Genomic DNA, 22,461 nt, shown 5'->3' on the forward strand with positions numbered 1-22,461 from the left:
GCAGCGCATACCGTTGGTTTCACATCAGGGCTGTTTTCGCACAGGGCAAGTGAGGTGACATGGTCCGTCGAGCCGCCGATGCCGGCGCCCCAGCGCCGGAGAAGGAGCGAGACAGTCCGGCCCAGCCGCAGGACCGGCGCAAGGTCGGCGTGATCGTCGAGTTGATCGACCACACCCGGGCCATCGCCGACCTCAACAGCCGGGCCGACCTGTCCGCCCGGCTGGCCGCCGCGCGGGAGCGGATCACCGATCCCCGGATCCGGGTGGTCATCGCCGGCCAACTCAAACAGGGCAAGAGCCAGCTGCTGAACTCACTGCTGAATGTGCCGGTGGCTCGGGTGGGCGACGACGAGAGCACCGTCGCGGTCACGACGGTCGTCTACGCCGAGCAGCCGTCGGCCCAGATCGTGGTCGCCGACGGTGGCGGCGGCGAGGACGCCGTCGACGTGCCCGTCGCCGATCTGCGCACCGATCTCCGCCGCGCCGCGCAGGCCGCCGGCCGGCCCGTCCTCCGGATCGACGTGGCGGCGCCCAGCCCGCTGCTCAAAGGCGGACTGATGTTCATCGACACCCCCGGTGTCGGCGGCCAGGGCCAGCCCCACCTGTCGGCCACCCTGGGCCTGCTGCCCGACGCCGACGCCCTGCTCTTCGTCAGTGACGCCAGCCAGGAATTCACCGAACCGGAGATGCGGTTCCTGCGTCAGGCCGTCGAGATCTGCCCGGTGGGCGCGGTGATCGCCACCAAGACCGACCTCTACCCGTTCTGGCGCCAGGTGATCGACGCCGATATCGCGCATCTGCGGTGGGCCGGGGTGGCGCTGCCGGTGATTCCGGCCTCCTCGCTGCTGCGCAGTCACGCGGTGTCGACCAACGACGCCGAACTCAACGAGGAGTCCAACTTCCCGGCCATCGTGACGTTCCTCTCCGAGAAGGTGATGTCCCGCGAGAACGACCGCGTCCGCGATCACGTGCTGGCTGAAATCGCCTCGGCCGCAGAACATCTGAATCTCGCGGTCGGTTCCGAGCTCTCCGCGCTCACCGACCCGGAGCAGGTTCGCAGGCTGACGGCGGACCTGGAGCGCCGCAAACAGGAAGCCCAGGACGCGCTGCAGCAGACGGCGTTGTGGCAGCAGGTCCTCACCGACGGCATCGCCGACCTGACGGCCGACATCGACCACGATCTGCGGGCCCGGTTCCGGGCCATCACCCAGCATGCCGAGGACGTCATCGACGCATGCGACCCCACGCTGAACTGGGCCGAGATCGGCAGCCGGGTGGAGGATGACATCGCCAACGCGGTCGGGGACAACTTCGTCTGGGCTTACCAGCGCGCCGAGGCGCTGGCCGCCGACGTGGCACGCACCTTCGTCGCCGCCGGTTTGGATGCGGTCGACATCCCGGCACTGAACGCCCATGAGATGGGGCCGGAGATGGGCCGGCTCAAGTCGCTGGCGCGGCTGGAGTCCACGCCGATCGGCCCGGGGCACAAGGTGATCACCAGCATGCGCGGCTCCTACGGCGGGGTGCTGATGTTCGGCATGCTCACCTCGGTGGCGGGGCTGGGTATGTTCAACCCGATCTCACTGGGGGCGGGTCTACTACTGGGGCGCAAGGCTTATCACGAAGACATGGAGAACCGTCTCCTGCGGGTGCGCAACGAAGCCAAGACCAATCTGCGCAGGTTCGTCGACGACGTGCTGTTCGTGGTCACCAAGGAGTCCCGCGACCGGCTGAAGAACATCCAGCGACAGCTGCGCGACCACTACCGCGACATCGCCAATCAGACAACGCGATCGCTCAACGAGTCGCTGCAGGCGACGCTGGCCGCCGCCCGACTGGAGGAAACCGAGCGCACCAACCGGACCCGGGAGTTGGAGCGCCAGGCCAACATTCTGCGGCAGGTGATCGACACCGCCGAGAAACTGACGGCGCCACAAAGGGCGTCATGAAGGACCGGGTGCGCGGGATTCTCGACGCGACGCAACGGCTCTACCACGCCGACCCCGTCTACCGGCAGCGTCCCGAGGTCCTCGGCGAACTGCACCGCATCGGCGCCCGGCGCAACGAACCGATCCGCATCGCCCTGGCCGGCACGCTGAAGTCGGGCAAATCCACGCTGGTGAACGCCTTGGTGGGCGAATCCATCGCCCCGACCGACGCCACCGAGGCCACCACTCTGGTCACCTGGTTCCGGCACGGCCCGACTCCGAAGGCCACCGCCAATCACGTCGGCGGCCGACGGACCGGCATCCCCATCCTGCGCAGCGGCTCATCGCCGCACGAGCAGGGTTTGACCTTCGACTTCGCCGCGCTCGACCCTCGGCAGGTCGTGGACATCGACGTCGAGTGGCCCGCGCAGGAACTGGCCGCGGCCACCATCATCGACACCCCGGGCACCTCGTCGCTGACCCGCGACGTCTCCGAGCGGACGCTGCGGTTGCTGGTGCCGGCCGACGGTGTGCCGCGAGTCGACGCCGTGGTGTTTCTGCTACGCACCCTCAACGCGCCGGACATCGCCCTGCTCAAGCAGATCGGTGACATCGTCGGCGGCTCGGCAGGCGCGCTCGGCGTGATCGGGGTGGCATCGCGGGCCGACGAGATCGGCGCCGGACGAATCGATGCGATGCTGTCGGCCAACGACGTCGCCAAGCGGTTCACCGCCGAACTGGACCGGACCGGGGTCTGCCAGGCGGTGGTGCCGGTGTCCGGGCTGCTCGCCCTGACCGCACAGACGTTGCGGCAGAACGAGTTCGCCGCGTTGCAGAAACTCGCCGGCGTGGATGCCGCTGAGCTGAACAAGGCGATGCTGAGCGCGGACCGATTCGTCCGGGACGATCCGGGACTGCCGGTGGATGCCCATACCCGCGCCGAACTGCTGGACCGGTTCGGCATGTTCGGGATCCGCATCGCGGTGACGTTGCTGCGCGCCGGGGTCGACGATGCGCAGACGTTGGCCGCTGATCTGCTGGAGCGCAGCGGCCTGGTGACGCTGCGGGAGGTGATCGACCAGCACTTCGCCCAGCGCGCCGACCAACTCAAGTCGCACACCGCGCTGATCGCGTTGCGCCGATTCGTGGAGCGGTATCCCACTCCGGCGACCCCGCGGATCGTCGCCGACATCGCGCCGCTGCTGGCCGACACCCACGCCTTCGAGGAACTGCGGCTGCTTAGCCAATTACGCTCCCGACCAACGACATTGACCGACGACGAGATGGCCTCACTGCGCCGGATCATCGGTGGTTCCGGCACCGACCCGGCCAGCAGGCTGGGTCTGAGTCCGCAGCACCCCGACGACGGCCCGCGCGCGGCGTTCGCCGCTGCCCAGCGTTGGCGGCGGCGGGCCGATCATCCGCTCAACGACCCCTTCACCACCAGAGCCTGCCGCGCCGCGGTCCGTAGCGCCGAAGCGTTGGTGGCGTTCTACGCCGGGCGGGCCTGAATCGGTTCAGCCGCCGGCCGCCGGCTCCTGGTCCTGCAGCGTCGGCGCCGGCCTGGTGGGCCGGGGCAAAGTCGGCCATACCGGCTTGGTGGTGGTCTCGGTGACGGTGGTGACCGACGTAGTCACCGAGGTGGTGGTCGACGGACTGGGCGCCTCCGTCGTCGTCGGGGTTGCGCTGGTGGTCGGTTCGGCGGTGACCGTTGTGGTGCTGGGTGGAGGCGGCGGGGCCACGCTGGAGTTCGACGGTTCGGTACCGCCTTGTCCGGTCGGCCCCGGCTGAGCCGGCGACTCACCGGCAGGAGCCGACGGCGCGGTCGCTGGGACACTGCTCGATGTCACCGCGGGGGTCTCCGAGGTGCCGGACGTGGTGAATTTCACGACCGCGTACACCAGTAGCGCCAACACCGCCGCGGTCAGCGCGCCCAGCCCGATCAGGACAGCCGGCCGGTGATGCCACGGCGGAGGCGGCGGTACGGGCGCCGGATAGTGCCCGTAGCCAGTCGGTGGACCGTATCCCACCGGCTCGCTGTAGGCACCGGTCGGCGGGCCGTACTCGCTGTAGGCCTCTCCGGAGCCGAAGTTCGCGTACTGGGTCGGGTCGCTCTCGGAGTAGTTGTTCGGGTCGTCGGGGTAACCGTTACGCGCCACGTGACCCAATCCTAGTGCGCGGAGCGCAACCGGGGCATGACCTCGGTCGCGAACAGCCGCAGGTGATCGAGGTCGGAAAGGTCCAGGAGCTGCAGGTATACCCGCTGGATACCAGCGCTGACGAAGGCGCCGATCCGGTCGGCGATCTCCTCCGGCGTGCCGACCAGCGGCGAGTTCTTGCGTAGTTCGACGACCTCGCGGCCGATCGCCGCCGCCCGCCGTGCCAGTTCGGCCTCATCCCGGGCCGCGCACACCACGAACGCCGCCGAGTAAGTGATGTCGTCCGGATCGCGCCCGGCGTCCCGCAGCGCGGCGCGGACCCGGCCGAGCTGCGTCCCGGCGAATTCGAGCGTCGGGAACGCCAGGTTGAACTCCGAGGCGTAGCGCGCCGCCAGGGCGGGGGTGCGTTTGGGTCCGCCGCCGCCGATGACGATCGGCGGGTGCGGCCGTTGCGCCGGTTTGGGCAGCGCCGGTGAGCCGGCGACGGTGTAGTGCGCGCCGGCGAAGTCGAACGTCTCACCGACCGGGGTGGCCCACATTCCGGTGATGATGGCCAACTGCTCTTCCAGCCGATCGAAACGCTCACCCAGCGGCGGGAACGGAATTCCGTAGGCCCGGTGCTCAGCTTCGAACCAGCCCGCGCCAATGCCGAATTCGACCCGCCCGCCGCTCATCTCGTCGATCTGAGCCACCGATATCGCCAGCGGACCGGGATAGCGGAACGTCGCCGAGGTGACCAGCGTGCCCAGCCGGATGGTCGCGGTCTCCCTGGCGATTCCGGCGAGCGTCACCCATGAGTCGGTGGGGCCGGGGAGGCCTTCACACTTCATCGCCAGGTAGTGGTCGGAGCGGAAAAACGCTGAGAATCCGAGGGATTCGGCGGTCTGCGCCACCGCGAGCAGTTGGGAGTAGGTAGCTCCCTGCTGCGGTTCGACGAAAACGCGGAAATCCACGTCGCCCAGCCTAGGGCAGGGTCAGAAGAACTCGACCCGTTCGGTGCTGACGAACATGCCGTGGCCGGTGTCGTCGTTGGTGAACCGGGTGCCGTCGCTGGCCGCGACGATGGTCCAGCCGACCGCCTGATAAGTGGCGTAGTCGATGGCGGTGGTGGGCATCGCGCCCAGATTGCCCAGCACCCAACGGTTGCTGCCGCTGGCCGAGACCTCTACACCGTTGGCGCGTTGGCCGTCGATCATCGGAGAGTCGGTGAATTCCGATTCGCAGCCCACGGTGTCCGCGGAGATCTGGCAGCGGGTGATGCCCGATTTGGTCTCGATGTACACGTAGCCGTTGGCGTTGGGCTCCAGCGTCTTCCCGCCGGCCGGCCGTTCCGGGCTGCTGGTGGTCGGGGACTGAGTCGCCGTGGTGGGCGGGGTACTGGTGGCCGGCGTCGAGGTGGTGGGCCTGGTGGTGGGGAATGCGGGTTCGCTGTCGCCACCGCAGCCCGGGCAGGTCGCGGCGCCGTCGACGGTGCTGCTGCAGCCGGCAAGCAGCGCCGTCAACAGCAGGCCGGCGGCGACACCGGCCCGGGCGCCCGAGGAGATACGCACCCGATCAGACTACGCACCTCGTGACAGGAGTTACTGGAGTGACTCGCAGGGTGTCACTTGACGGTGACGTTGACCGAGAACACCCACGCTTCCTTCTCGCCGCCCTCCCATGGACGCCCGTAACTGGTCGACACCGTGGAATTTCCCGGTGCCATGGCCTGCACCATCCACACCTCGTTGCCGGCCGCGCCCGGGCGGTTCTCCTTCGGGGCGATGGCTTCGTGGCCGGTCTGAGCCAGCACCTTCGGGTCGGAGATCAGCAGCTTCTCGTCCCAGGTGAAGCCGGTGGACGGATTGGAGGCCAGGCTCACCTGAAGGAAGTCCCCGGCCGCCAGCGTGGTGCTGCGACTGATCTGTTTGTCCTTCTGCAACTCGTCGTAGGAGATCTGGATGGTTTCGGTGTGCGGTTGAGACTGCTTTGCGGACTGCCCGCCCGACTCAGATGCCGGCTCCGACGTGCTCGAACATCCCGTGAGGGCGGCCGCGGTGATCGCCAGGATCGCCAGCATCCGATGGTTCATGATCTTCTCCCTGTGATGAACTCGCGCGTCCGTTTCAGGTAAGACGGTATCCGCCGCGCGGGCACTGGGCGGGGCCAATCGTCGGACCGGTAGAAGGCATCCGAGCCGCCGTCGACGAAAAGCACACTGCCGCAGAGGAAGTCCGCGGCATCCGAGAGCATGAACACCACCCAGTCGGCGAGTTGCCCGGCGTCGCCGAAGCCGCCGATCGGCACCGGGAACTGCCGGATGATCTTGGCTTCCGTCGGATTTACCAGCTGGCGCTCCAATAGGGGCGTCATTATGGCGCCGGGAGCGAGCGCGTTGAGCCGGATACCGGCGCCGGCCCACTGGGGGGTGACGGCGTTGCGGCGCACCCACCGGCTGATCGCGATCTTGGACGCGGCATAGGCCATCGTCGCCCCGCCCGGACCGAACAGGCGATAGGCGCGAAGAGCCTTGTCGCCGTCGCCGGCGAGTAGCGCCCGGACCGCACGGCCCGGAACGGCGGGTGTTGTGGTGGTCGAATTGCTGGAGAACACCACCACTTTGGCGCGTTCCGCCGCTGCCAGAGCTGAACGCCACGCCTGCAGCAGGTCGACCACCCCGAAAAAGTTCACCTCGGTGATCATCCGCTCGGCACCCTTGGTGGGACCCAGGCCAGCCGCCAGCACCGCACCGTCCAGTCGCCCGCCGCATGCGGTGAGCACCTTCTCGGCGGCCGCGCGCCGCCCGGCGGCGGTCGACAGGTCGGCGACGACATCGGCGTCCCGAAGGTCAACTCGGATGACGGTATGACCGGCCCCGCGGAGTCGCTCGACGACTGCCTGCCCCATGCCGGAGGCCGAGCCGGTGACTGCGTAAACGCCCACGTGGCGGTATTAAACCAGCGGTCCGCTACCCGACTTGGTGGTGGTGTCCCAGAACTCGTTCAGCGGAGCGGCGAACTTGTCGTTGTTGGTCAGCGAGGGCAGGCCGAGGGAGTCCTCGATGAATCGCATCAGACTGTAGTGGTTGTAGTGGTTGGTGGCGGTGAAGGCGCCGCCGCGCATTCCGGCCGCCACCGCACCCTGCGACGGGATGACCACGAACACCACCCGGTTGCCTTCGTTGCCGAAGCCCAGCGAGGTGTTGTTGTTGTCCTCGTCGAAGGTGACGATCAGCGCCGATTTGCGGGTGGGGTCCTTCCACACTTCGGAGTTCAGGACCACCGGGACGGTCTCCGAGAGGAACTGGTCAAGTGCCGGGATGTTGTAGGGGTTCCCGGGCTCAAGCTGGCTGAGTGCGAATTTCAGCATGCCCCAGGGGAAGTCGATCGGACCCTCGCCGTTGAAGTCCTCGTTTGCGGCGAACCAGGCGTAGTTGGGTGCGGTGTCGACCGACTTCAGGTCCTCGGCCATCTGCTCCAGTGGAACGATGTTCGCCAAAGCTGCGGGGTCGTTGGCGATCGACGTGAATGCCGGGAAGGGCAGTTGGTCCGGGGCGTAGTCACCACTGGCCACCAGGGGGTTGGCTCCGGGCTGCAGGCTCTGCGCATATCCCTTCCAGGTCTTGCCGGCCGCGGTGATGTTCGAGACCAGGGTGGTGTCTGCGTCGATGCAGGGTGTGGCGCAGTTGTAAGTCAGACCGAAGTCGGTGCCGCCGATCACCGGGTAGTAGTTCGGCAGGCTCGGATGGGTCAGGCCGTAGTAATTGCTGGCCTGTCCGTAGGCGTTGATAAGGCTCTGAGTGAAGGGCGCTTTCGTGCTCCCGACGATGTCGTTGTAGCCCTTGTTCTCCATGAACACCATGAAGACGTGGTCGAGTTCGCCGACCGTCGACACCGGCGGGGTGGGGGCCGGCGGGGCGGGCAGGGTGGCGCCGACGGTGAAGGCGATGTTGTCGGCGAAGGCGTAGTTGTAGTCGAAGTCCACACCACCAAGCAGCCAAGGAATCCCGAAGGTCACCCAGTTGCGGTCTTCGAGTGTGACCGCAACTTGCGCGAAGCGGGTCCCGACCGGCAACGTGCCCTCGGTCGAGCGTTGCTTGAACCCGGTCTGGAACCAGCGTTCGAGTGGGCCGACCCGGTCCAGTTCGGCACTGCCGAGGTAGGTCTTGTTGGCGTCGAGGAAGTCGACCTTCACCGAGGCTCCGGACGGATCGGACAGGTAGCCGCCGAGCCAACCGCTCAGGTTGTAGGTCGTGCTGCCCAGATCGATGTCGCCGGCGGCGCCGCGGAGGTCGACGGTCTGCGTGAGGGTCCCAGTCGCGACGTCGCCGCCGCCGAAGAACTGGTTTCCGCCGTCGGCAGGTCCACTCTCGGCCTTGGGGTATCCCAGGAAAGACGGCAGGTTCGGCATCGGGAAACTCGTTCCGATCGGCCAGGCGTTTCGGGGTGCCCCGTACTGAATCACCGTCGGGGTCCCGGTCAATGTCCAGCCCGGGATCGTGACGGCGCTATACCCGGAAAGCGAGGGATCACCGAGTTCCGCGCCGGGGTTGACCAACAGGTTGGGGCTTTGGACCTGACCGGTGGTCGTGACAGCGGCGGGCGGGACAACGCCGATCAGACGCTCGAATTCCTTTCGCGCCCAGGCCAAGACGCTGAACAACATCGGAGCCTGATTCGGCGCGCCGCCGGTGCCGCCGCCGAGCAGTGGTGCCAGTGCGGTACTCACCAGTTGCGCGGTGGTGGCGGCCGGCAGTGGTGCCGCGGGCACCCGCGGTGCCGCCGCTGCTGCGGCCGGTGCCGCAACGACCGCGATCACCGCGGGTGCGGGCGCGGCCACCGGGCTGATCGGCGCCGGGGCAGCGGCCGCCGGCGCGGTGTTCATCATCGGTGCGCCGGCGGATTCGACGTGCGCTGCCATGGGCTCGGGGTTGGTGTCCTGGCCGATCGGGGGCGCGTCGTCGTTGACGGCATCGGGGGCTGGGGCTGAAGTTGCGAAGTTGGATCCCCGCTCGTTGCGCGCCGCGGGCTCCGGTTCGGCAACCGCCGCATCGACCGCATCGACGTCGGAGTCGCCCTTGGGCTGGGTCACCGCGGCGGACGCGGCGGACGACCCGGCCGCGTTGTCGCGGCCCGTGCCACTACGGGAGGGCCGGGCTTGGCGCGCCGGTGCCGATGACGATGCTGCCGATGCGGTGTCGGTTCCAGCGTTGTCTGCGGTATCGGCGAATGCCACCGCGGGGGCTACCCCATAGCCGATGCCCAGCGCGACGGCGAGCGCCCCGATACGGCCGATGTTCCTGGCGCAGCCCATGACTGGTCCTCTCGATTGGCTCAAGTGAGTACAGCGCTTTCCAGCAGCAACGAAAGTACGGAGTCGGCCGGCAGTTCGGAATCCGCAGGCGGAGCCGGCAGCGGCGGATCACTCGGCGGGATGACTCCGGAGCCGGTCAGGTAGGCGACCACGCGGGCCACCGCCTGGGTCACACCGACAGCGAGGTCGCCGTTGAACTGGACGATCCACTGGGAGATGTCGGCCAGGCCGCTGATCAGGAAGATGTCCTGGTCGACGATGCCCTGCAGGAAGTCGTTGATGTCGGTCACGAGCCCGTCGATGACGTACGGAACGGACGCGAAGACCGTGCGAGTGCCCAAGGCGATGTCGACGCCGATGTTCGGGTAGCCGTACATGCCGAGTGCATTGTTCAGCGAGACCTTCAGGTCGGGCAGATCTCCCGGGTCGACGATGCCGGCGGCCTTGTCCGTCAGCGGCACGCCGTCGAAATCGGACCGCTGTTCAAGGCCGAACAGATCGACGATGGTCGGGGTGATGTCGACGTTCTGATATCCAAGGTTCTGCACACCGTCGTTGTCGTCCCCCTCGAGATCGAAGATGATGAACGACGAGGTCTCATTGGGCGACTGGAAGCCGTGGCCCAGGCCCTGCGACTGCTGATGGCCGTGGTCGGTGGTGACGATCACCGTCCACTCCTCACCGGTAGCAGCCTCCCAGGCATCGACGGCGTCCAGGATCGACTTGATGTTCTCGCTGGTGTTGATCACCGCGTCCCGATACTCCGGCGAGCCGCCGCCGTGCAGGTGGCCCTCCTCGTCCACGGCGACCTGGTAGGAGAAGATGAACGTCGACTCGCCTGCGCCGGTGGCGTTGATGAGTTCAATCGTCTTGGCCGCGACCGCGTCGTCTGCGGCCTCCCAGCCTTCGTCGTCGTTGTACGCGATGTAAACGTTCTCGTCGGCCGGGTAGCCGCCGGCGTCGGCGATGTCGTTGATGTATTTCCAGTCCGCGACAACGGCGGTCTTGACGTTGTCGCCCAACTCGTACTCGAGCAGATTGATGACCGTCGGCCACTTCGTGTAGGGCTCCGGGTCGAACAGGTTGTTGATGACGCCGGACTTGTCGTCCCACACCCCGGTCAGGATCGTCGACCACGACGGGCCGGAGATGGTGGTGTGCCCGATGAGGCTCGTGGTCCCGGTGACGCCGTCGGCCATGACGGCCCGGAAGCCGCTGTCCGGATTGTCGTAGGCGTACTCGAGGATCTTGCTCATGTTGGTGCCGTCGGTGCCGATCAGCAGCACGTGGGTCGGCGGGTCGGCGAGAACTGCGGCTTGAGCCGCTGCGCTGGCGGCCCGAAGCCGGTTGTTCGTGCCGGAGGTCGCGCTGACGGTGACGGCGCTGGCCGGTGCGACCGGTAGGGCCGGCAGTTCGGGGAGCAGCGGCAGCCGCAGCGGGATCGGCGCCGGAGCGGCCGGGGCCGGAGTCAGAACGGCGGCAGCCGCAGCCGCGGGTGAGACAACCACGGCCACAACGGGTTCTGACTGTGCAGGCGGAACAGGCGCCACTACCGCGGCGGCCGGTGCGGCGGTCCTGGCCGGGGTCTCGACGGCCGTGGTGTCCGGCACGGAATTCGGCGGCTCGACGGAGGGCACCGTGACGCGGGATTCCGTGGCCGGAGCGGCCGGCGATGACTCGGTGACGGCAGCCGGCATCGATTCAGGGATCGATTCCAGTGCGCCGTCATTACGCCGCGCGGGCGAGGCGAGATCGACCGCGTCGAGCGTCTCGGTGCTTGTCGCCGGTGCGCTGTTCGCCGCAGTCCCTGCCGGAGCGGACCGAACCGCTCCGCGGGAAGGACGTGCCTGCCGTGACGAACGGCCGGTGTCGTCGGCCGCCACGGCGCTGCTGGTGGAGTCGGAGGTGTCGGCGTGTGCCAACGCGGTTCCGGCCGCCGAGCCGCCGCCGGCCACGACACCCGCGACGGCGATTCCCAGGCACATCTGCTTGATATTGGTCATGGGAAGTCCCCCCAGATTTAGTGCGGCTATTCACAAAGGTCGAATAACGGGACGTTAGTTGTTATCCAGCACAAATGCCGCGTTTTTTGGCCAGATGTCCAGTCGATTCGACCCCCCGCGCCGGCTCGCCGAGACCACCGTCTTAACCGCAATCGCACGGCCGGGCGGCAGCCCCACATCAACGTGCAGCACGTGGGCATCTGCCGTTTGCCGGCCATCTGGGGCTTAATCTTTTGTTGTGACAGCAGTGGAAGTCTTCGCCGACGTGCTGTGCCCCTTCACCCATGTCGGGCTGCACACGCTGATCGACCGGCGCTCCGAACGGGGGCTCACCACGCCGCGAATGCGTATCCGGGCGTGGCCGCTGGAACTGGTCAACGGTGCGCCGCTCGACCCGCACCACATCGCCACCGAGGTGTCCGCACTTCGGGAGTCGGTTCGACCCGATCTGTTCACCGGTTTCTCCGCCGAGGACTTCCCGGCGACATCGATGGCGGCGTTCGCGCTGACCGCCGCCGCGGGCCGAACCGGCGACGTGGCGATTGTCGAAGAGGTCGGAATGGCATTGCGGGACGCCGTATTCGAGAAGGGTCTCGACATCGGGCGCCCGGAGGTGATCGATACCGTCGCGGCCCGTTTCGGCCTGCAGCCGCTGGATGCCGACGCCACCGCGGCGGCGGTCCGGGCGGACTGGGACGAAGGCAAGCGCCGAGGTGTCGTCGGCTCGCCGCATTTCTTCACCGGTGACGGCGGCAGTTGGTTCTGCCCGGGACTGGCCATCAGCCGCGACGATGTGGGCAACTTCATCGTGGCCTGGAAAGAGGGCAGCGCGGCGTTCGTCGACAGGGTCTTCAGTTGAGCCCTCAACCCAGCCGGCGCTCGGATGCCGACCTGCGCCGCTGGCGCCGGCACCTGGCCAACGAACGCGCCGAGGCGGCGGTGTACCGGGACCTCGCCCTCAAACACGACGGTGAGGAACGGGAGATCCTGGCCGCGATCGCCACCGCCGAGGAGCGGCACGAGCAGCACTGGCTGAACCTGCTGGGCCAGGAGGTCGGTCAGCCGGTTCGTGCCGACCTGGGCACCCGGACGCTGGCCTTCATGGCACGCCACTTCGGGTCGGTGTTCGTGCTGGCGCTGGTGCAGCGGTTCGAGGCTCGTGCCAGCTACGAGTGCGACGACGACGCGACCGCCACCATGGCTGCCGACGAGCAGATCCACGAAGAGGTCATCCGGGCGTTGGCGGCCCGCGGACGAGACCGGCTGTCGGGCAGTTTCCGGGCAGCGGTGTTCGGAGCCAACGACGGTTTGGTGAGCAACCTGGCGCTGATCCTCGGCGTGGCCGCCAGCGGCGTGTCCAACCACACCGTGTTGGTCACCGGTCTGGCCGGTCTGCTGGCCGGTGCGCTGTCCATGGGTGCGGGGGAGTACGTCTCGGTCAGCTCCCAGCGCGAGCTGCTGGAAGCCTCCGCCCCCAGCCCGCACGTCGGGTCGGCGCTCACACAGCTTGATGTCAACGCCAACGAACTCGAACTTGTCTACCGGGCCCGCGGGATGACGGCTGAGGAAGCCAGCGCCCACGCCGACTCGGTCTTGCGTGATCCGATATCCCATTCCCCGGCCGACGGCAGCCAGAACGAGGCCATCGGAACCGGGCTGGGCGCGGCGGTGTCGAGCTTCCTCTTCTTCGCCACCGGCGCGCTGATTCCCGTGTTGCCGTTTCTGTTCGGGCTCAGCGGTATGACGGCCGTGGTCGTCTCGGCGGTGCTGGTAGGCATCGCTCTGCTGGCCACCGGGGTCATCGTCGGCCTGCTATCCGGCGCCCCGCCGCTGCGAAGGGCGTTGCGCCAGTTGGCGATCGGCTACGGGGCGGCGGCGATCACCTGGCTGCTGGGTCTACTCGTCGGCGGCGGGGTGGGCTGACGCCGCAGCCTCACTGCGGGTGGGTGGCCAGATATTCGGTGACCGGAATGCGTTGCGACTGCGAATATCCGACCGGCAGCAGCACGTCGCCGGCAGTGGTCAGATAGTAGACGTCCCAGTGGAAGTAGCCGTTCAAGGCACCCGGGTCAGAGGCCAGGATCGCCGCGTAGTCGTTGACCGCGTTGACGTATTCGTTGGCGTGGTTGTAGGCGTAGATGGCGCGATCGCGATTGGCGGCGAATCCGCTGTCGGCCAGGTACCGTCCGGCGCCCATGATGGAGTCGCGGGGCGAATTCACGTCGCCGCCTTCGCCGTACATCGCCCATGTCTCGGGCATGAACTGCATCGGGCCCTGCGCGCCGGCGGTGCTCAGGCCGGCGATGCTGCCGAAGCGGGTTTCGATCAGATTGATGGCGGCCAGGTAATTCCAGCCGACTCCGGTTTTGGCCTCAGCCTCGCGGTAGAGGTTCATTAGTTCAGCGGCCGGAGCGGTGGGGATGATGCGCCATGCGGGCAGGGTGTCGCGCACCGGGGACATGGACTGCAGCTGTCGCCGCGCGTCGACATTGCGGTCGTAGGTGGCGATCAGCGACTCGGGAATGCGTGGCCGAATCACCGAGTCCCAGGCTGGATTGCGGCCGATGGCGCGGTACGCCGCCTGCTGACGCCGCGCGGCGTCGACCAGTGCGGGCTGGGGTGTCGCCGGATCCCGGATGGCCTTCTCGTCGGCCACCAGATCGTCGGCGATCTGCGCCGGATCCGACGCCAGCTTCGGCTGGGCGCCGGCGGGTGCGTCCATCTTGGTGATCGCCGCGCTCGGCGCGGTCTGGGATGCCGGAGCCGATGACGACGCGGCGGGCGTCTGCTGCCCCGCTTCGCCGCAGCCCGTCCCACCGAGAGCGGTGAGGGCCGCGAGCGCGGCGACGGCAAACATCCGGTGACTGCTCATCTGAAGCAACCTAGCCGAGGAGGCGGATTGCGAACGTCTTCGCGCGGCGGTGTCACTAATCTCAAGTGCAATGAGTTCCCACTTCGCTGTCCTGGCTTCACTGGCGCTGGCGATCTTCCTCAGCCCGGAGACACTTGTGCTCGGCCTAATCATCGCCGGCGACAAAAAGGTGCCGCGGCGGGCCGCACTGGCCTATGCCGTCGGCGGCATTGCCGGCATCACTTTCGCCACCGGGATCGGCCTGTGGGTGGCGCATGCCTCTGGAACCGGTGACACCCATGCCGCCCACCACGGCTGGGCGAGCTTCGTGGTTCGGGTGCTGATCGCCGCCGCCCTGCTGACCATCGGGGTGCGTCGCGCCCTCGGCGCGATCCACCGGAAGCCGATCGCCGATCCGTCGGAACCCGAACGGCGGCCTAGCCGGGTGCGCGAGGCGCTCTTCCGGCGGTTCCCCGCGCTGAACCCCGAGGCGGACCTGCCGACGCCCCGGCGGGTCGGTCGCGCGGGGCTGGCCGGTTTCGCGATGTGCGGGCTGCACCCCAAGGTGTTTCCCATCGCGATCGCCGCGGGGCACCAGATCATCCAGATCGAGGATCGCCCTGAGCGCGCGCTGGGCATCGTGCTGTTCGCCGTCATCGCGGCGCTGCCCACCGTGGTGCCGCTGATCATCGACGTGGTCAAACCCGGTTCGACCGTCCGAATCAAGGACGCCTACGAGCGGATCATGAAGGTCCACGGGCGGTGGATCACCGCGCTGCTGCTGATCGGTGCGGGCACATTCGTCGGCGTTGACGCCTGGCGCGACATGCCGGGCCGGTAGGAAAGCTGAATCGCCGCCGCGGCGGCACCGGACGTGCAGCGCAGCGGCCCGCTGCCGGAGCAGCTGACCGCCGCGCTGGGGTTTTTGGTTACTCGGCGCCGCGATTTCCGCGCTTTCCCGCCAGGATTCCGATGTTGGCGGCGCTGCTCTCGAAGGTGTCGACCCAGGCTTGGATCGGGTCCACCGCGGCGGCGAGGTTGACCGCCAGGTGCTGACGGCCGGTGCCGAGACGGGCGCAACGCTGTCCGACAACGGCTGAACGGGCGAGAGTGCGATGGCGCCGACGCCGAGAGCGGCGATCCCCGAAGTGAGAGAAGTGCGTCCCGTGCGGTGCATGACTTGACGCCGATTTGTGATGTAGGTAACAGTTAGCTGGGACGTTATCTGGGATTCCGCTGCGCGTTCCATATTCCACGATTCCACGACATTTTTTTCGGGTCCGTAACTTTTGTGGAGCGGGCCCCCGGTCCCCGGGAACAATTCTTCAAGTCGGGCCGTTGGCACTACTGACAACTTGAGTCGAACTCACTCAACTATGGCTTGACAGCCGATGGCGGAATCCCGCAAGCTTGAGCCTGGTTCGCTCAGACCAGAACGTCTATCAGGAGGAATTCAACTATGGCTCGTGCGGTCGGTATCGACCTCGGGACCACCAACTCGTGCGTCGCGGTCCTCGAGGGTGGCGACCCCGTCGTCGTCGCTAACTCGGAGGGCTCCCGGACCACGCCCTCGGTGGTCGCCTTTGCACGTAACGGCGAAGTGCTGGTCGGCCAGCCCGCCAAAAACCAGGCGGTCACCAACGTCGACCGCACCATCCGGTCCGTCAAGCGCCACATGGGCACCGACTGGTCGGTGGAGATCGACGGCAAGCACTACACCGCCCAGGAGATCAGCGCGCGCACGCTGCAGAAGCTCAAGCGCGACGCCGAGAGCTACCTCGGTGAGGACATCACCGACGCGGTCATCACGGTGCCCGCCTACTTCAACGATGCCCAGCGTCAGGCCACCAAGGAAGCCGGCCAGATCGCCGGCCTGAATGTGCTGCGCATCGTCAACGAGCCCACCGCCGCGGCGCTGGCCTACGGGCTGGACAAGGGCAGCAAGGAACAGACCATCCTGGTCTTCGACCTCGGCGGCGGTACCTTCGACGTCTCGCTGCTGGAGATCGGCGACGGTGTGGTCGAGGTCCGTGCCACCTCCGGTGACAACCACCTCGGCGGCGACGACTGGGACGACCGGATCGTCGAGTGGCTCGTCGACAAGTTCAAGGCCAGCGCCGGCATCGACCTGACCAAGGACAAGATGGCCATGCAGCGGCTGCGGGAAGCCGCTGAGAAGGCCAAGATCGAACTCAGCTCCGGCCAGAGCTCGTCGATCAACCTGCCCTACATCACCGTCGATGCGGACAAGAACCCGCTGTTCCTCGACGAGCAGCTGACCCGCTCGGAGTTCCAGAAGATCACCCAGGATCTGCTGGATCGCACCCGTGCGCCGTTCCAGCAGGTGATCAAGGACGCCGGCATCGCGGTGTCCGACATCGATCATGTGGTGCTCGTCGGCGGCTCGACCCGCATGCCGGCGGTCACCGACCTGGTCAAGGAGCTGACCGGCGGCAAGGAGCCCAACAAGGGCGTCAACCCCGACGAGGTCGTGGCGGTCGGCGCCGCCCTGCAGGCCGGTGTGCTCAAGGGTGAGGTCAAGGACGTTCTGCTGCTGGACGTCACGCCGCTGAGCCTCGGCATCGAGACCAAGGGCGGGGTGATGACCAAGCTCATCGAGCGCAACACCACCATCCCGACCAAGCGTTCGGAGACCTTCACCACCGCCGACGACAGTCAGCCGTCGGTGCAGATCCAGGTCTATCAGGGTGAGCGCGAGATCGCGGCGCATAACAAGCTGCTCGGCAGCTTCGAGCTGACCGGTATCCCGCCGGCTCCGCGCGGCGTGCCGCAGATCGAGGTGACCTTCGACATCGACGCCAACGGCATCGTGCACGTCACCGCCAAGGACAAGGGCACCGGCAAGGAGAACACGATCAAGATCCAGGAGGGCTCCGGCCTGTCCAAGGAGGAGATCGACCGGATGATCAAGGACGCCGAGGCGCACGCCGACGAGGACCGCAAGCGCCGCGAGGAGGCCGACGTCCGCAACCAGGCTGAGTCGCTGGTCTACCAGACGGAGAAGTTCGTCGCAGAACAGAGGAGCACAGCGTCCGAGTCCGGTGGGTCGAAGGTTCCCGAGGACACCCTCGTCAAGGTTGATTCGGCGATCGCCGACGCCAAGACCGCGCTCAACGGCTCAGACATCGGGGCCATCAAGTCCGCGATGGAGAAGCTGGGCGCCGAGTCGCAGGCCCTGGGCCAGGCCATCTACGAGGCCGCGCAGGCCGAGCAGGCCGCCAGCGGGACTGACGGATCGTCGGGTGGCTCGGGTGGCGACGACGTGGTCGACGCCGAGGTCGTTGAGGACGATCAGGAGCAGAAGTGACCTTTCCGGAGGGCAGGAGCGAAGCGACCCGGGATATGAGCCAGTCCGAGGAACCGGTAACGGTCACCGACAAGCGGCGGATCGACCCGCAGACCGGTGAGATTCGCGAAGCCGGCGGGCAGGACCGAAGCGACTCGGGATTCGGCAGCGCCGCCGGCGGATTCGGCAGCGCCGCCGGCGGATTCGGCAGCGCCTCGGGCGGATTCGGCAGCGCCTCGGGCGGATTCGGCAGTGCCTCTGGCGCCGCCCCTTCGGGGGCGGCGCCGGGAGCGCCGGAGCCTGGCGATGCCGACAAGGTTGCCGAGTTGACCGCTGATCTGCAGCGGGTGCAGGCCGACTTCGCCAACTATCGCAAGCGCGCGCTGCGCGATCAGGAGGTGGCCGGCGAGCGTGCCAAGGCTGTCGTCGTCAGTCAACTGCTGGGCGTGCTCGACGACCTCGAGCGGGCCCGCAGCCACGGAGACCTCGAGAGCGGCCCGCTGCGGTCGGTGGCCGACAAGCTCGCCGCCGCGCTGACCGGCATGGGCCTGGTCGAATTCGGCGCCGAGGGCGAGGAGTTTGACCCCTCGTTGCATGAGGCGGTGCAGCACGAGGGCGACGGATCGCACCCGGTGATCGGCACCGTGATGCGCAAGGGCTACAAGATCGGCGAGTTGGTGCTGCGGCCGGCCATGGTCGGCGTCGTCGACACCGTGGAGGTCACGGATCAGGGCGACACGCTCGTCGAGGAACAGCAGCCCGAGTCGTACGACGCAGAATCAGAGCAGTGAGACCGGAGGAGGTGACGCTGCGTGGTCCAACGCGAATGGGTTGAGAAAGACTTCTACAAGGTGCTCGGCGTCTCCTCTGACGCCAGCGACGACGAGATTCGGCGGGTCGCCAAGAAGTTGCTCGCCGAGAACCATCCCGACCGCAACCCGAACAACCCGGCCGCCGAGGAGCGCTACAAGGAGGTCGGCGAAGCGCGCGATGTGCTGGCCGACAAAGCCAAGCGGAAGGAGTACGACGAGACCCGCCGGATGTTCTCCGGCGGTGGCTTCGGCCGCCGATTCGGGGGCGGTGGCGGTTCCGGCGGCGGCGGCGGATTCACCTACGACAACGGTGGCGGTTTCAACCTCAACGATCTGTTCGGACAGGCTGGCCAGGACGGGGGCGCCAACATCGGTGACCTGTTCGGCGGGCTCTTCGGACGCGGGACGCAACCGCGAACCAGCCGCCCGCGGCGGGGCAAGGACTTGGAGACCGAGACCGAACTGGACTTCCTGGAGGCCACCAAGGGGGTGGCGATGCCGCTGCGGCTGACCAGCCCGGCGCCCTGCACCAACTGCCACGGCAGCGGTGCACGGCCGGGGACCAGCCCCAAGGTGTGCGCCAACTGCAACGGCTCCGGGGTGATCAACCGCAATCAGGGCGCATTCGGCTTCTCCGAGCCGTGCACCGACTGCCGCGGAAGCGGGTCGATCATCGAGGACCCCTGCGACGAATGCCGCGGCACCGGTGTCACTACGCGCAGCCGCACCATCAACGTGCGAATCCCGTCCGGAGTGGAGGACGGGCAGCGGATCAGGCTGGCCGGCCAGGGCGAAGCCGGTCTTCGGGGTGCGCCGTCGGGTGACCTGTACGTCACGGTGCACGTGCGCCCAGACAAGGTATTCGGCCGCGAAGGCGACGACCTCACCGTCACCGTTCCGGTTCGCTTCACCGAATTGGCTTTGGGCACAACACTGTCGGTGCCCACGCTGGATGGCAAGGTCGGCGTGAAGGTGCCGAAAGGCACCTCCGACGGCCGCATCCTGCGGGTGCGCGGGCGCGGCGTGCCCAAACGCGGAGGTGGCTCCGGCGACCTGCTGGTCACCGTGAAGGTGGCCGTCCCGCCGGACTTGGAGGGGCCGGCGCTGGAGGCGCTGGAGGCCTACGCGGCGGCGGAGAAGGCCAGCGGGTTCGACCCGCGTGCCGGGTGGTCGGGGAACCGACCGTGAAGCACAAGTCGGGGAACCGACCGTGAAGCACAAGTCGGGGATCCGACCGTGAAGCACAAGTCGGGGATCCGACCGTGAAGCACAAGTCGGGGATCCGACCGTGAAGCACAAGTCGGGGATCCGACCGTGACCGCCGCCAACGGTCCCCGGGATCCGGCTCAGGCCCGGACGTTCCTCATCTCGGTTGCTGCTGAGTTGGCCGGTATGCACGCCCAGACGTTGCGCACCTACGACCGGCTCGGGCTGGTCTCACCCGAGCGCAGCCCCGGCGGGGGGCGGCGCTATTCGGAACGCGATGTCGAACTGCTGCGCGAGATCCAGCGGCTCTCCCAGGACGAGGGTGTGAACCTGGCCGGCATCAAGCGGATCATCGAGTTGACCAACCATGTGGAGGCGTTGCAGTCGCGGATCGCCGAAATGGCCGCCGAACTCAACCGCTCCAAGCCCCGCCGCGACTTGGCGGTGGTGCCCAAGAGCACCGCGGTGGTGGTCTGGAAGCCCCGCAACCGCTAGGTGCTAGTCGCCGCGCCGCCGGGGCCTAGCTGTACCTAGCGCGCCGCCGTGGGCCTAGGGCAGGTGCCGCGCGGTGATCGGCACTAAGACGACCCCCACTCGGGTGAGGGTGTTGCGGGTGGGCTGAAATCCCCATGCCAGGTGTACGACGGCGTCGGCGCCGTCGAACAGCGGCCGACGGTGTCGGCGCCGAGCGGGCGCGATTGTGCCCGGACCACGGCGAGGTTGTGGGCTGGTTGCGTCAGCTGCGCGGACCGGTACGAGTGGCCTATGAGGCCGGGCCGACCGGGTTCGGGTTGGCTCGCGCTCTTGCCGCTGCGGAGATCGAGTGCACGGTGGACGGTTTAGGTGACCTTGATGGTGAAGGTCGACACCGCGGGACGCCCCGGGACCGCCTTGTTGTAGTTGCCCTTGCGCAGTGCGTTGGTGGGCGCGGCCATCGGCTCGATACCCACCACGTCGTCGTTGTTCGGGGCGAAGATCTGCACCGCCGGGTAGCCGTGCTCGAAGATCACCTCGATGCGCCGGTCGCCGCCGGACAGCGCGAACACCCCGGCCTGGGGCACCTCGTCGAAGCCGTCGTCGAAGGTCCGGTCGCCGAGGGTCTCCGACATGGCCGGCCAGTCCGCGGTCGCGCCGGTCGGGATGCCCCAGTTGTCCACCGGCAGATGACGCAGCGGCGGGGTCTCCAGCTTCCACTCCGAGCGCGGGACGCCGGGAATGGTCAGGTACGGGTGGAACCCGAAGCACAGCGGCACCGAGGCCGACGTGGTCGGCGTCACCGTGGTCTCGATGGTCAGCGCGCGATCGACCAGTCTGATGTCGAGGGTGACCACGTGTGGGAACGGGAAGCTGCACAGCAGCCGCGGCTGGCCGCCGTAATCCAGGTCGGCGATGAACCGGTTGTCCTCCTGCTCGGTGACCAGCCACCCGGGGTAGGCGGCCAGCACACCGTGGATCACCAGGCCGTGCTCGTCGGAGCGCACCCCGCCAACACCCGGGGTCAGAGTCACCGCGCCGCCGTCGACCGCGTAGCCGTTGGCGGACAGCCGGTTGGCCCACGGGTAGAGGATCGGGATGCCCATGGTCTTGCCGGTCGTCAAATAGGCGTTCAAGCCCCGGCGCTGACCGAGCAGCTCAACCCCGCCGTCGGACAGCGAGGTGCACACCATCCCCGCCGACGGGACGAAGGTCGCGGTCAGCGCGGAGGTCGGGTCTTTCAGGACGACGGAGGGCAACTGGGCCATTGTCGGATTGTGCCATGAATCGTCCACGTCTGACCAAGTCGCGGGCACTTCAGCGGTGCTGGGCGATATAGGTGGTCAGGTCACTGATTGAGCGCAGCGAGGCGTACTCCGACTCGGGGATGTCCACCTCGAAGCGCTTGTGCAACCGGACCAGGAAGTTGAGCCAGTCCATCGAGTCCAGATCCACCTGATCGCGCAGGAGTTCGGTGTCGCTGAGGTCGTCCTCGTCGATCTCCGGGGCGATCGCCGTCAGCTCCGCCAGCACGCCGGACCTGATGTCCTCTGCGCTCATGGTTCCCGCCCTTCCTTTCCTAGCTCTACAGTTCGCCCGGGTTTTGCAGCTGCCGGTTGATCTCGGCGAGGAACAAAGCGCCCCGTGCGCCGTCGCTGGCCCGGTGATCGGCGGCGAGGCTGGATTGCACGGTGGTGGCCACCCGGATTCCGCCGTCCACCACGACTACCTGTTGGCCCGGCCTGCCGAAGCCGACGATGGCCACCTGCGGCGGGTAGATCACGCCGAACACCGCGTCAACCCCCTTGTCGCCAAGGTTGGTGACGGTGATGGTCGGGTCGGACATCTCCGAGCTGCGCAGTGAGCCGGCCCGGGCGCGGGCCACCAGGTCGGTCAGGTCCGCCATGAGTTCGGGCAGGGTCTTCTCGGACACGTCGTGGATGGCGGGGGCCACCAGGCCGCCGCCGCGCAGCGAGATCGCCACACCCACGTGCACGCCGCCCGCGGGCTGGAACGCCGGCGGGTTGCCGTCGTGCCAGAAGCCGTTGAACTCCGGGTATCGGGCAGCGGCCAGTCCGACAGCCTTGAGTTGCAGCACCGCCGGCAGGATCCGTTCGGTGATCGGCCGGCTGGAGTTCTGCTCGGCCAGCCAGGTCAGCGCAGCGTCCAGGATGATCTCGTCGGCCAGGTAGTAGTGCGGGATCTCCCGTTTGGAACGGCTCATCGCCGCGGCGATCGACGCCCGCATCGCCGCGCCCCGCGCGGCTGCCGCGGCGGCCCGTTCCGACCGCGGCGCGTCGCCGGACGGTCGGGGTTGGATCGGCGCCGGCGGCGGCGCGGGAGCCTCCTGGTGGGCGCTCGCGGCGGCATGTTCGACGTCGTGCAACGTGATCGCACCCTGTGGGCCCGTGCCGGTAAGCCCCTTGAGG

Annotated in this window: 20 protein-coding genes and 1 pseudogene; 10 read left to right on the forward strand and 11 right to left on the reverse strand. The window is 67.9% G+C overall.

All coding sequences use genetic code 11. The features are described from left to right. Positions 1-59 precede the first annotated feature (59 nt). Both ADBZ6I_RS01805 and ADBZ6I_RS01810 read left to right on the forward strand, forming a co-directional pair. Complete coding sequence (locus ADBZ6I_RS01805) at positions 60-1,949, forward strand: dynamin family protein (RefSeq protein WP_526380270.1); 1,890 nt, start codon at positions 60-62, stop codon at positions 1,947-1,949. Next, positions 1,946-3,439, forward strand: a complete 1,494-nt coding sequence (locus ADBZ6I_RS01810; RefSeq protein WP_526380272.1) for a dynamin family protein — start codon at positions 1,946-1,948, stop codon at positions 3,437-3,439. Before ADBZ6I_RS01805 ends, ADBZ6I_RS01810 begins: the two co-directional genes overlap by 4 nt. 6 nt (positions 3,440-3,445) lie before the next feature. On the opposite strand, the gene ADBZ6I_RS01815 is transcribed toward ADBZ6I_RS01810, so the two are convergent. Genes ADBZ6I_RS01815 through ADBZ6I_RS01845 form a run of 7 tightly spaced genes read right to left on the reverse strand, consistent with a single transcriptional unit; the run spans position 3,446 to position 11,382 of the window. Then, positions 3,446-4,087, reverse strand: coding sequence for a hypothetical protein (locus ADBZ6I_RS01815; RefSeq protein ID WP_526380274.1), 642 nt, complete (start codon positions 4,085-4,087; stop codon positions 3,446-3,448). 11 nt (positions 4,088-4,098) lie between these two features. Further along, positions 4,099-5,040, reverse strand: a complete 942-nt coding sequence (locus ADBZ6I_RS01820) for an LLM class F420-dependent oxidoreductase (protein ID WP_526380276.1) — start codon at positions 5,038-5,040, stop codon at positions 4,099-4,101. A 21-nt stretch (positions 5,041-5,061) separates the two neighbouring features. Further along, a complete protein-coding gene (locus ADBZ6I_RS01825; protein ID WP_526380278.1) occupies positions 5,062-5,637 on the reverse strand; it encodes a hypothetical protein in 576 nt (191 codons plus the stop codon). Between the two features lie 53 nt (positions 5,638-5,690). Further along, positions 5,691-6,158, reverse strand: a complete 468-nt coding sequence (locus ADBZ6I_RS01830; protein ID WP_526380280.1) for a protease inhibitor I42 family protein — start codon at positions 6,156-6,158, stop codon at positions 5,691-5,693. Continuing rightward, positions 6,155-7,009: an SDR family oxidoreductase gene (locus tag ADBZ6I_RS01835; protein WP_526380282.1), complete on the reverse strand. Its 855-nt coding sequence runs from the start codon at positions 7,007-7,009 to the stop codon at positions 6,155-6,157. Before ADBZ6I_RS01835 ends, ADBZ6I_RS01830 begins: the two co-directional genes overlap by 4 nt. 9 nt (positions 7,010-7,018) lie before the next feature. Next, positions 7,019-9,379 (reverse strand): alkaline phosphatase family protein, encoded by a 2,361-nt coding sequence (locus tag ADBZ6I_RS01840; protein WP_526380284.1) that lies wholly within the window; start codon positions 9,377-9,379, stop codon positions 7,019-7,021. Positions 9,380-9,399: 20 nt separating this feature from the next. Next, positions 9,400-11,382, reverse strand: coding sequence for an alkaline phosphatase family protein (locus ADBZ6I_RS01845; protein WP_526380286.1), 1,983 nt, complete (start codon positions 11,380-11,382; stop codon positions 9,400-9,402). A 238-nt stretch (positions 11,383-11,620) separates the two neighbouring features. Here ADBZ6I_RS01845 and ADBZ6I_RS01850 point away from each other — a divergent pair, with 238 nt between their 5' ends. Then, positions 11,621-12,241, forward strand: coding sequence for a DsbA family protein (locus ADBZ6I_RS01850; RefSeq protein WP_526380288.1), 621 nt, complete (start codon positions 11,621-11,623; stop codon positions 12,239-12,241). Next, the gene (locus ADBZ6I_RS01855) at positions 12,238-13,305 is read left to right on the forward strand and encodes a VIT1/CCC1 transporter family protein (protein WP_526380290.1); all 1,068 of its coding nucleotides are present in this window, start codon (positions 12,238-12,240) and stop codon (positions 13,303-13,305) included. The genes ADBZ6I_RS01850 and ADBZ6I_RS01855 overlap by 4 nt, the downstream gene beginning before the upstream one ends. A gap of 10 nt (positions 13,306-13,315) precedes the next feature. Here the strand turns inward: ADBZ6I_RS01855 and ADBZ6I_RS01860 are convergent, their stop codons facing one another. Then, positions 13,316-14,254 carry a lytic transglycosylase domain-containing protein gene (locus ADBZ6I_RS01860; protein ID WP_526380292.1) on the reverse strand — a complete coding sequence of 313 codons (939 nt, stop codon included), beginning with the start codon at positions 14,252-14,254 and terminating at the stop codon, positions 13,316-13,318. 70 nt (positions 14,255-14,324) lie between these two features. Between ADBZ6I_RS01860 and ADBZ6I_RS01865 the strand changes: the two genes are divergently transcribed. The 6 genes and pseudogenes from ADBZ6I_RS01865 to ADBZ6I_RS01890 form a co-directional block, all read left to right on the forward strand. Then, positions 14,325-15,074, forward strand: coding sequence for a GAP family protein (locus tag ADBZ6I_RS01865; protein WP_526380294.1), 750 nt, complete (start codon positions 14,325-14,327; stop codon positions 15,072-15,074). A gap of 618 nt (positions 15,075-15,692) precedes the next feature. Continuing rightward, positions 15,693-17,561: a molecular chaperone DnaK gene (dnaK, locus tag ADBZ6I_RS01870; protein ID WP_526380296.1), complete on the forward strand. Its 1,869-nt coding sequence runs from the start codon at positions 15,693-15,695 to the stop codon at positions 17,559-17,561. A gap of 35 nt (positions 17,562-17,596) precedes the next feature. Continuing rightward, positions 17,597-18,331, forward strand: coding sequence for a nucleotide exchange factor GrpE (gene grpE, locus ADBZ6I_RS01875; protein WP_526380298.1), 735 nt, complete (start codon positions 17,597-17,599; stop codon positions 18,329-18,331). Between the two features lie 21 nt (positions 18,332-18,352). Further along, the gene (gene dnaJ / locus ADBZ6I_RS01880; RefSeq protein ID WP_526380300.1) at positions 18,353-19,540 is read left to right on the forward strand and encodes a molecular chaperone DnaJ; all 1,188 of its coding nucleotides are present in this window, start codon (positions 18,353-18,355) and stop codon (positions 19,538-19,540) included. Between the two features lie 126 nt (positions 19,541-19,666). Beyond that, a complete protein-coding gene (locus tag ADBZ6I_RS01885) occupies positions 19,667-20,053 on the forward strand; it encodes a heat shock protein transcriptional repressor HspR (RefSeq protein WP_526380302.1) in 387 nt (128 codons plus the stop codon). A 200-nt stretch (positions 20,054-20,253) separates the two neighbouring features. Beyond that, positions 20,254-20,391, forward strand: a pseudogene (locus tag ADBZ6I_RS01890) (IS110 family RNA-guided transposase); the annotation flags it as partial. Between the two features lie 6 nt (positions 20,392-20,397). On the opposite strand, the gene ADBZ6I_RS01895 reads toward ADBZ6I_RS01890, so the two are convergent. From ADBZ6I_RS01895 to ADBZ6I_RS01905, 3 genes are all read right to left on the reverse strand, one after another. Then, complete coding sequence (locus tag ADBZ6I_RS01895; RefSeq protein WP_526380304.1) at positions 20,398-21,300, reverse strand: aldose 1-epimerase; 903 nt, start codon at positions 21,298-21,300, stop codon at positions 20,398-20,400. A gap of 49 nt (positions 21,301-21,349) precedes the next feature. After that, complete coding sequence (locus ADBZ6I_RS01900; protein ID WP_526380306.1) at positions 21,350-21,592, reverse strand: acyl carrier protein; 243 nt, start codon at positions 21,590-21,592, stop codon at positions 21,350-21,352. 25 nt (positions 21,593-21,617) lie between these two features. Further along, a partial coding sequence (locus ADBZ6I_RS01905; protein WP_526380308.1) for a 2-oxo acid dehydrogenase subunit E2 occupies positions 21,618-22,461 on the reverse strand: 844 nt, incomplete at its 5' end.

The sequence above is a fragment of the Mycobacterium sp. genome (assembly GCF_044342925.1).
Classification (GTDB): Bacteria; Actinomycetota; Actinomycetes; order Mycobacteriales; family Mycobacteriaceae; genus Mycobacterium.

Coding starts and splice junctions, on each gene's coding strand:
- ADBZ6I_RS01900 (WP_526380306.1), bottom strand. CDS start 21,592: ATGAGCGCAGAGGACATCAGGTCCGGCGTGCTGGCGGAGCTGACGGCG.
- ADBZ6I_RS01810 (WP_526380272.1), top strand. CDS start 1,946: ATGAAGGACCGGGTGCGCGGGATTCTCGACGCGACGCAACGGCTCTAC.
- ADBZ6I_RS01895 (WP_526380304.1), bottom strand. CDS start 21,300: ATGGCCCAGTTGCCCTCCGTCGTCCTGAAAGACCCGACCTCCGCGCTG.
- ADBZ6I_RS01860 (WP_526380292.1), bottom strand. CDS start 14,254: ATGAGCAGTCACCGGATGTTTGCCGTCGCCGCGCTCGCGGCCCTCACC.
- ADBZ6I_RS01830 (WP_526380280.1), bottom strand. CDS start 6,158: ATGAACCATCGGATGCTGGCGATCCTGGCGATCACCGCGGCCGCCCTC.
- ADBZ6I_RS01845 (WP_526380286.1), bottom strand. CDS start 11,382: ATGACCAATATCAAGCAGATGTGCCTGGGAATCGCCGTCGCGGGTGTC.
- ADBZ6I_RS01805 (WP_526380270.1), top strand. CDS start 60: ATGGTCCGTCGAGCCGCCGATGCCGGCGCCCCAGCGCCGGAGAAGGAG.
- grpE (WP_526380298.1), top strand. CDS start 17,597: ATGAGCCAGTCCGAGGAACCGGTAACGGTCACCGACAAGCGGCGGATC.
- dnaK (WP_526380296.1), top strand. CDS start 15,693: ATGGCTCGTGCGGTCGGTATCGACCTCGGGACCACCAACTCGTGCGTC.
- ADBZ6I_RS01840 (WP_526380284.1), bottom strand. CDS start 9,379: ATGGGCTGCGCCAGGAACATCGGCCGTATCGGGGCGCTCGCCGTCGCG.
- ADBZ6I_RS01865 (WP_526380294.1), top strand. CDS start 14,325: ATGAGTTCCCACTTCGCTGTCCTGGCTTCACTGGCGCTGGCGATCTTC.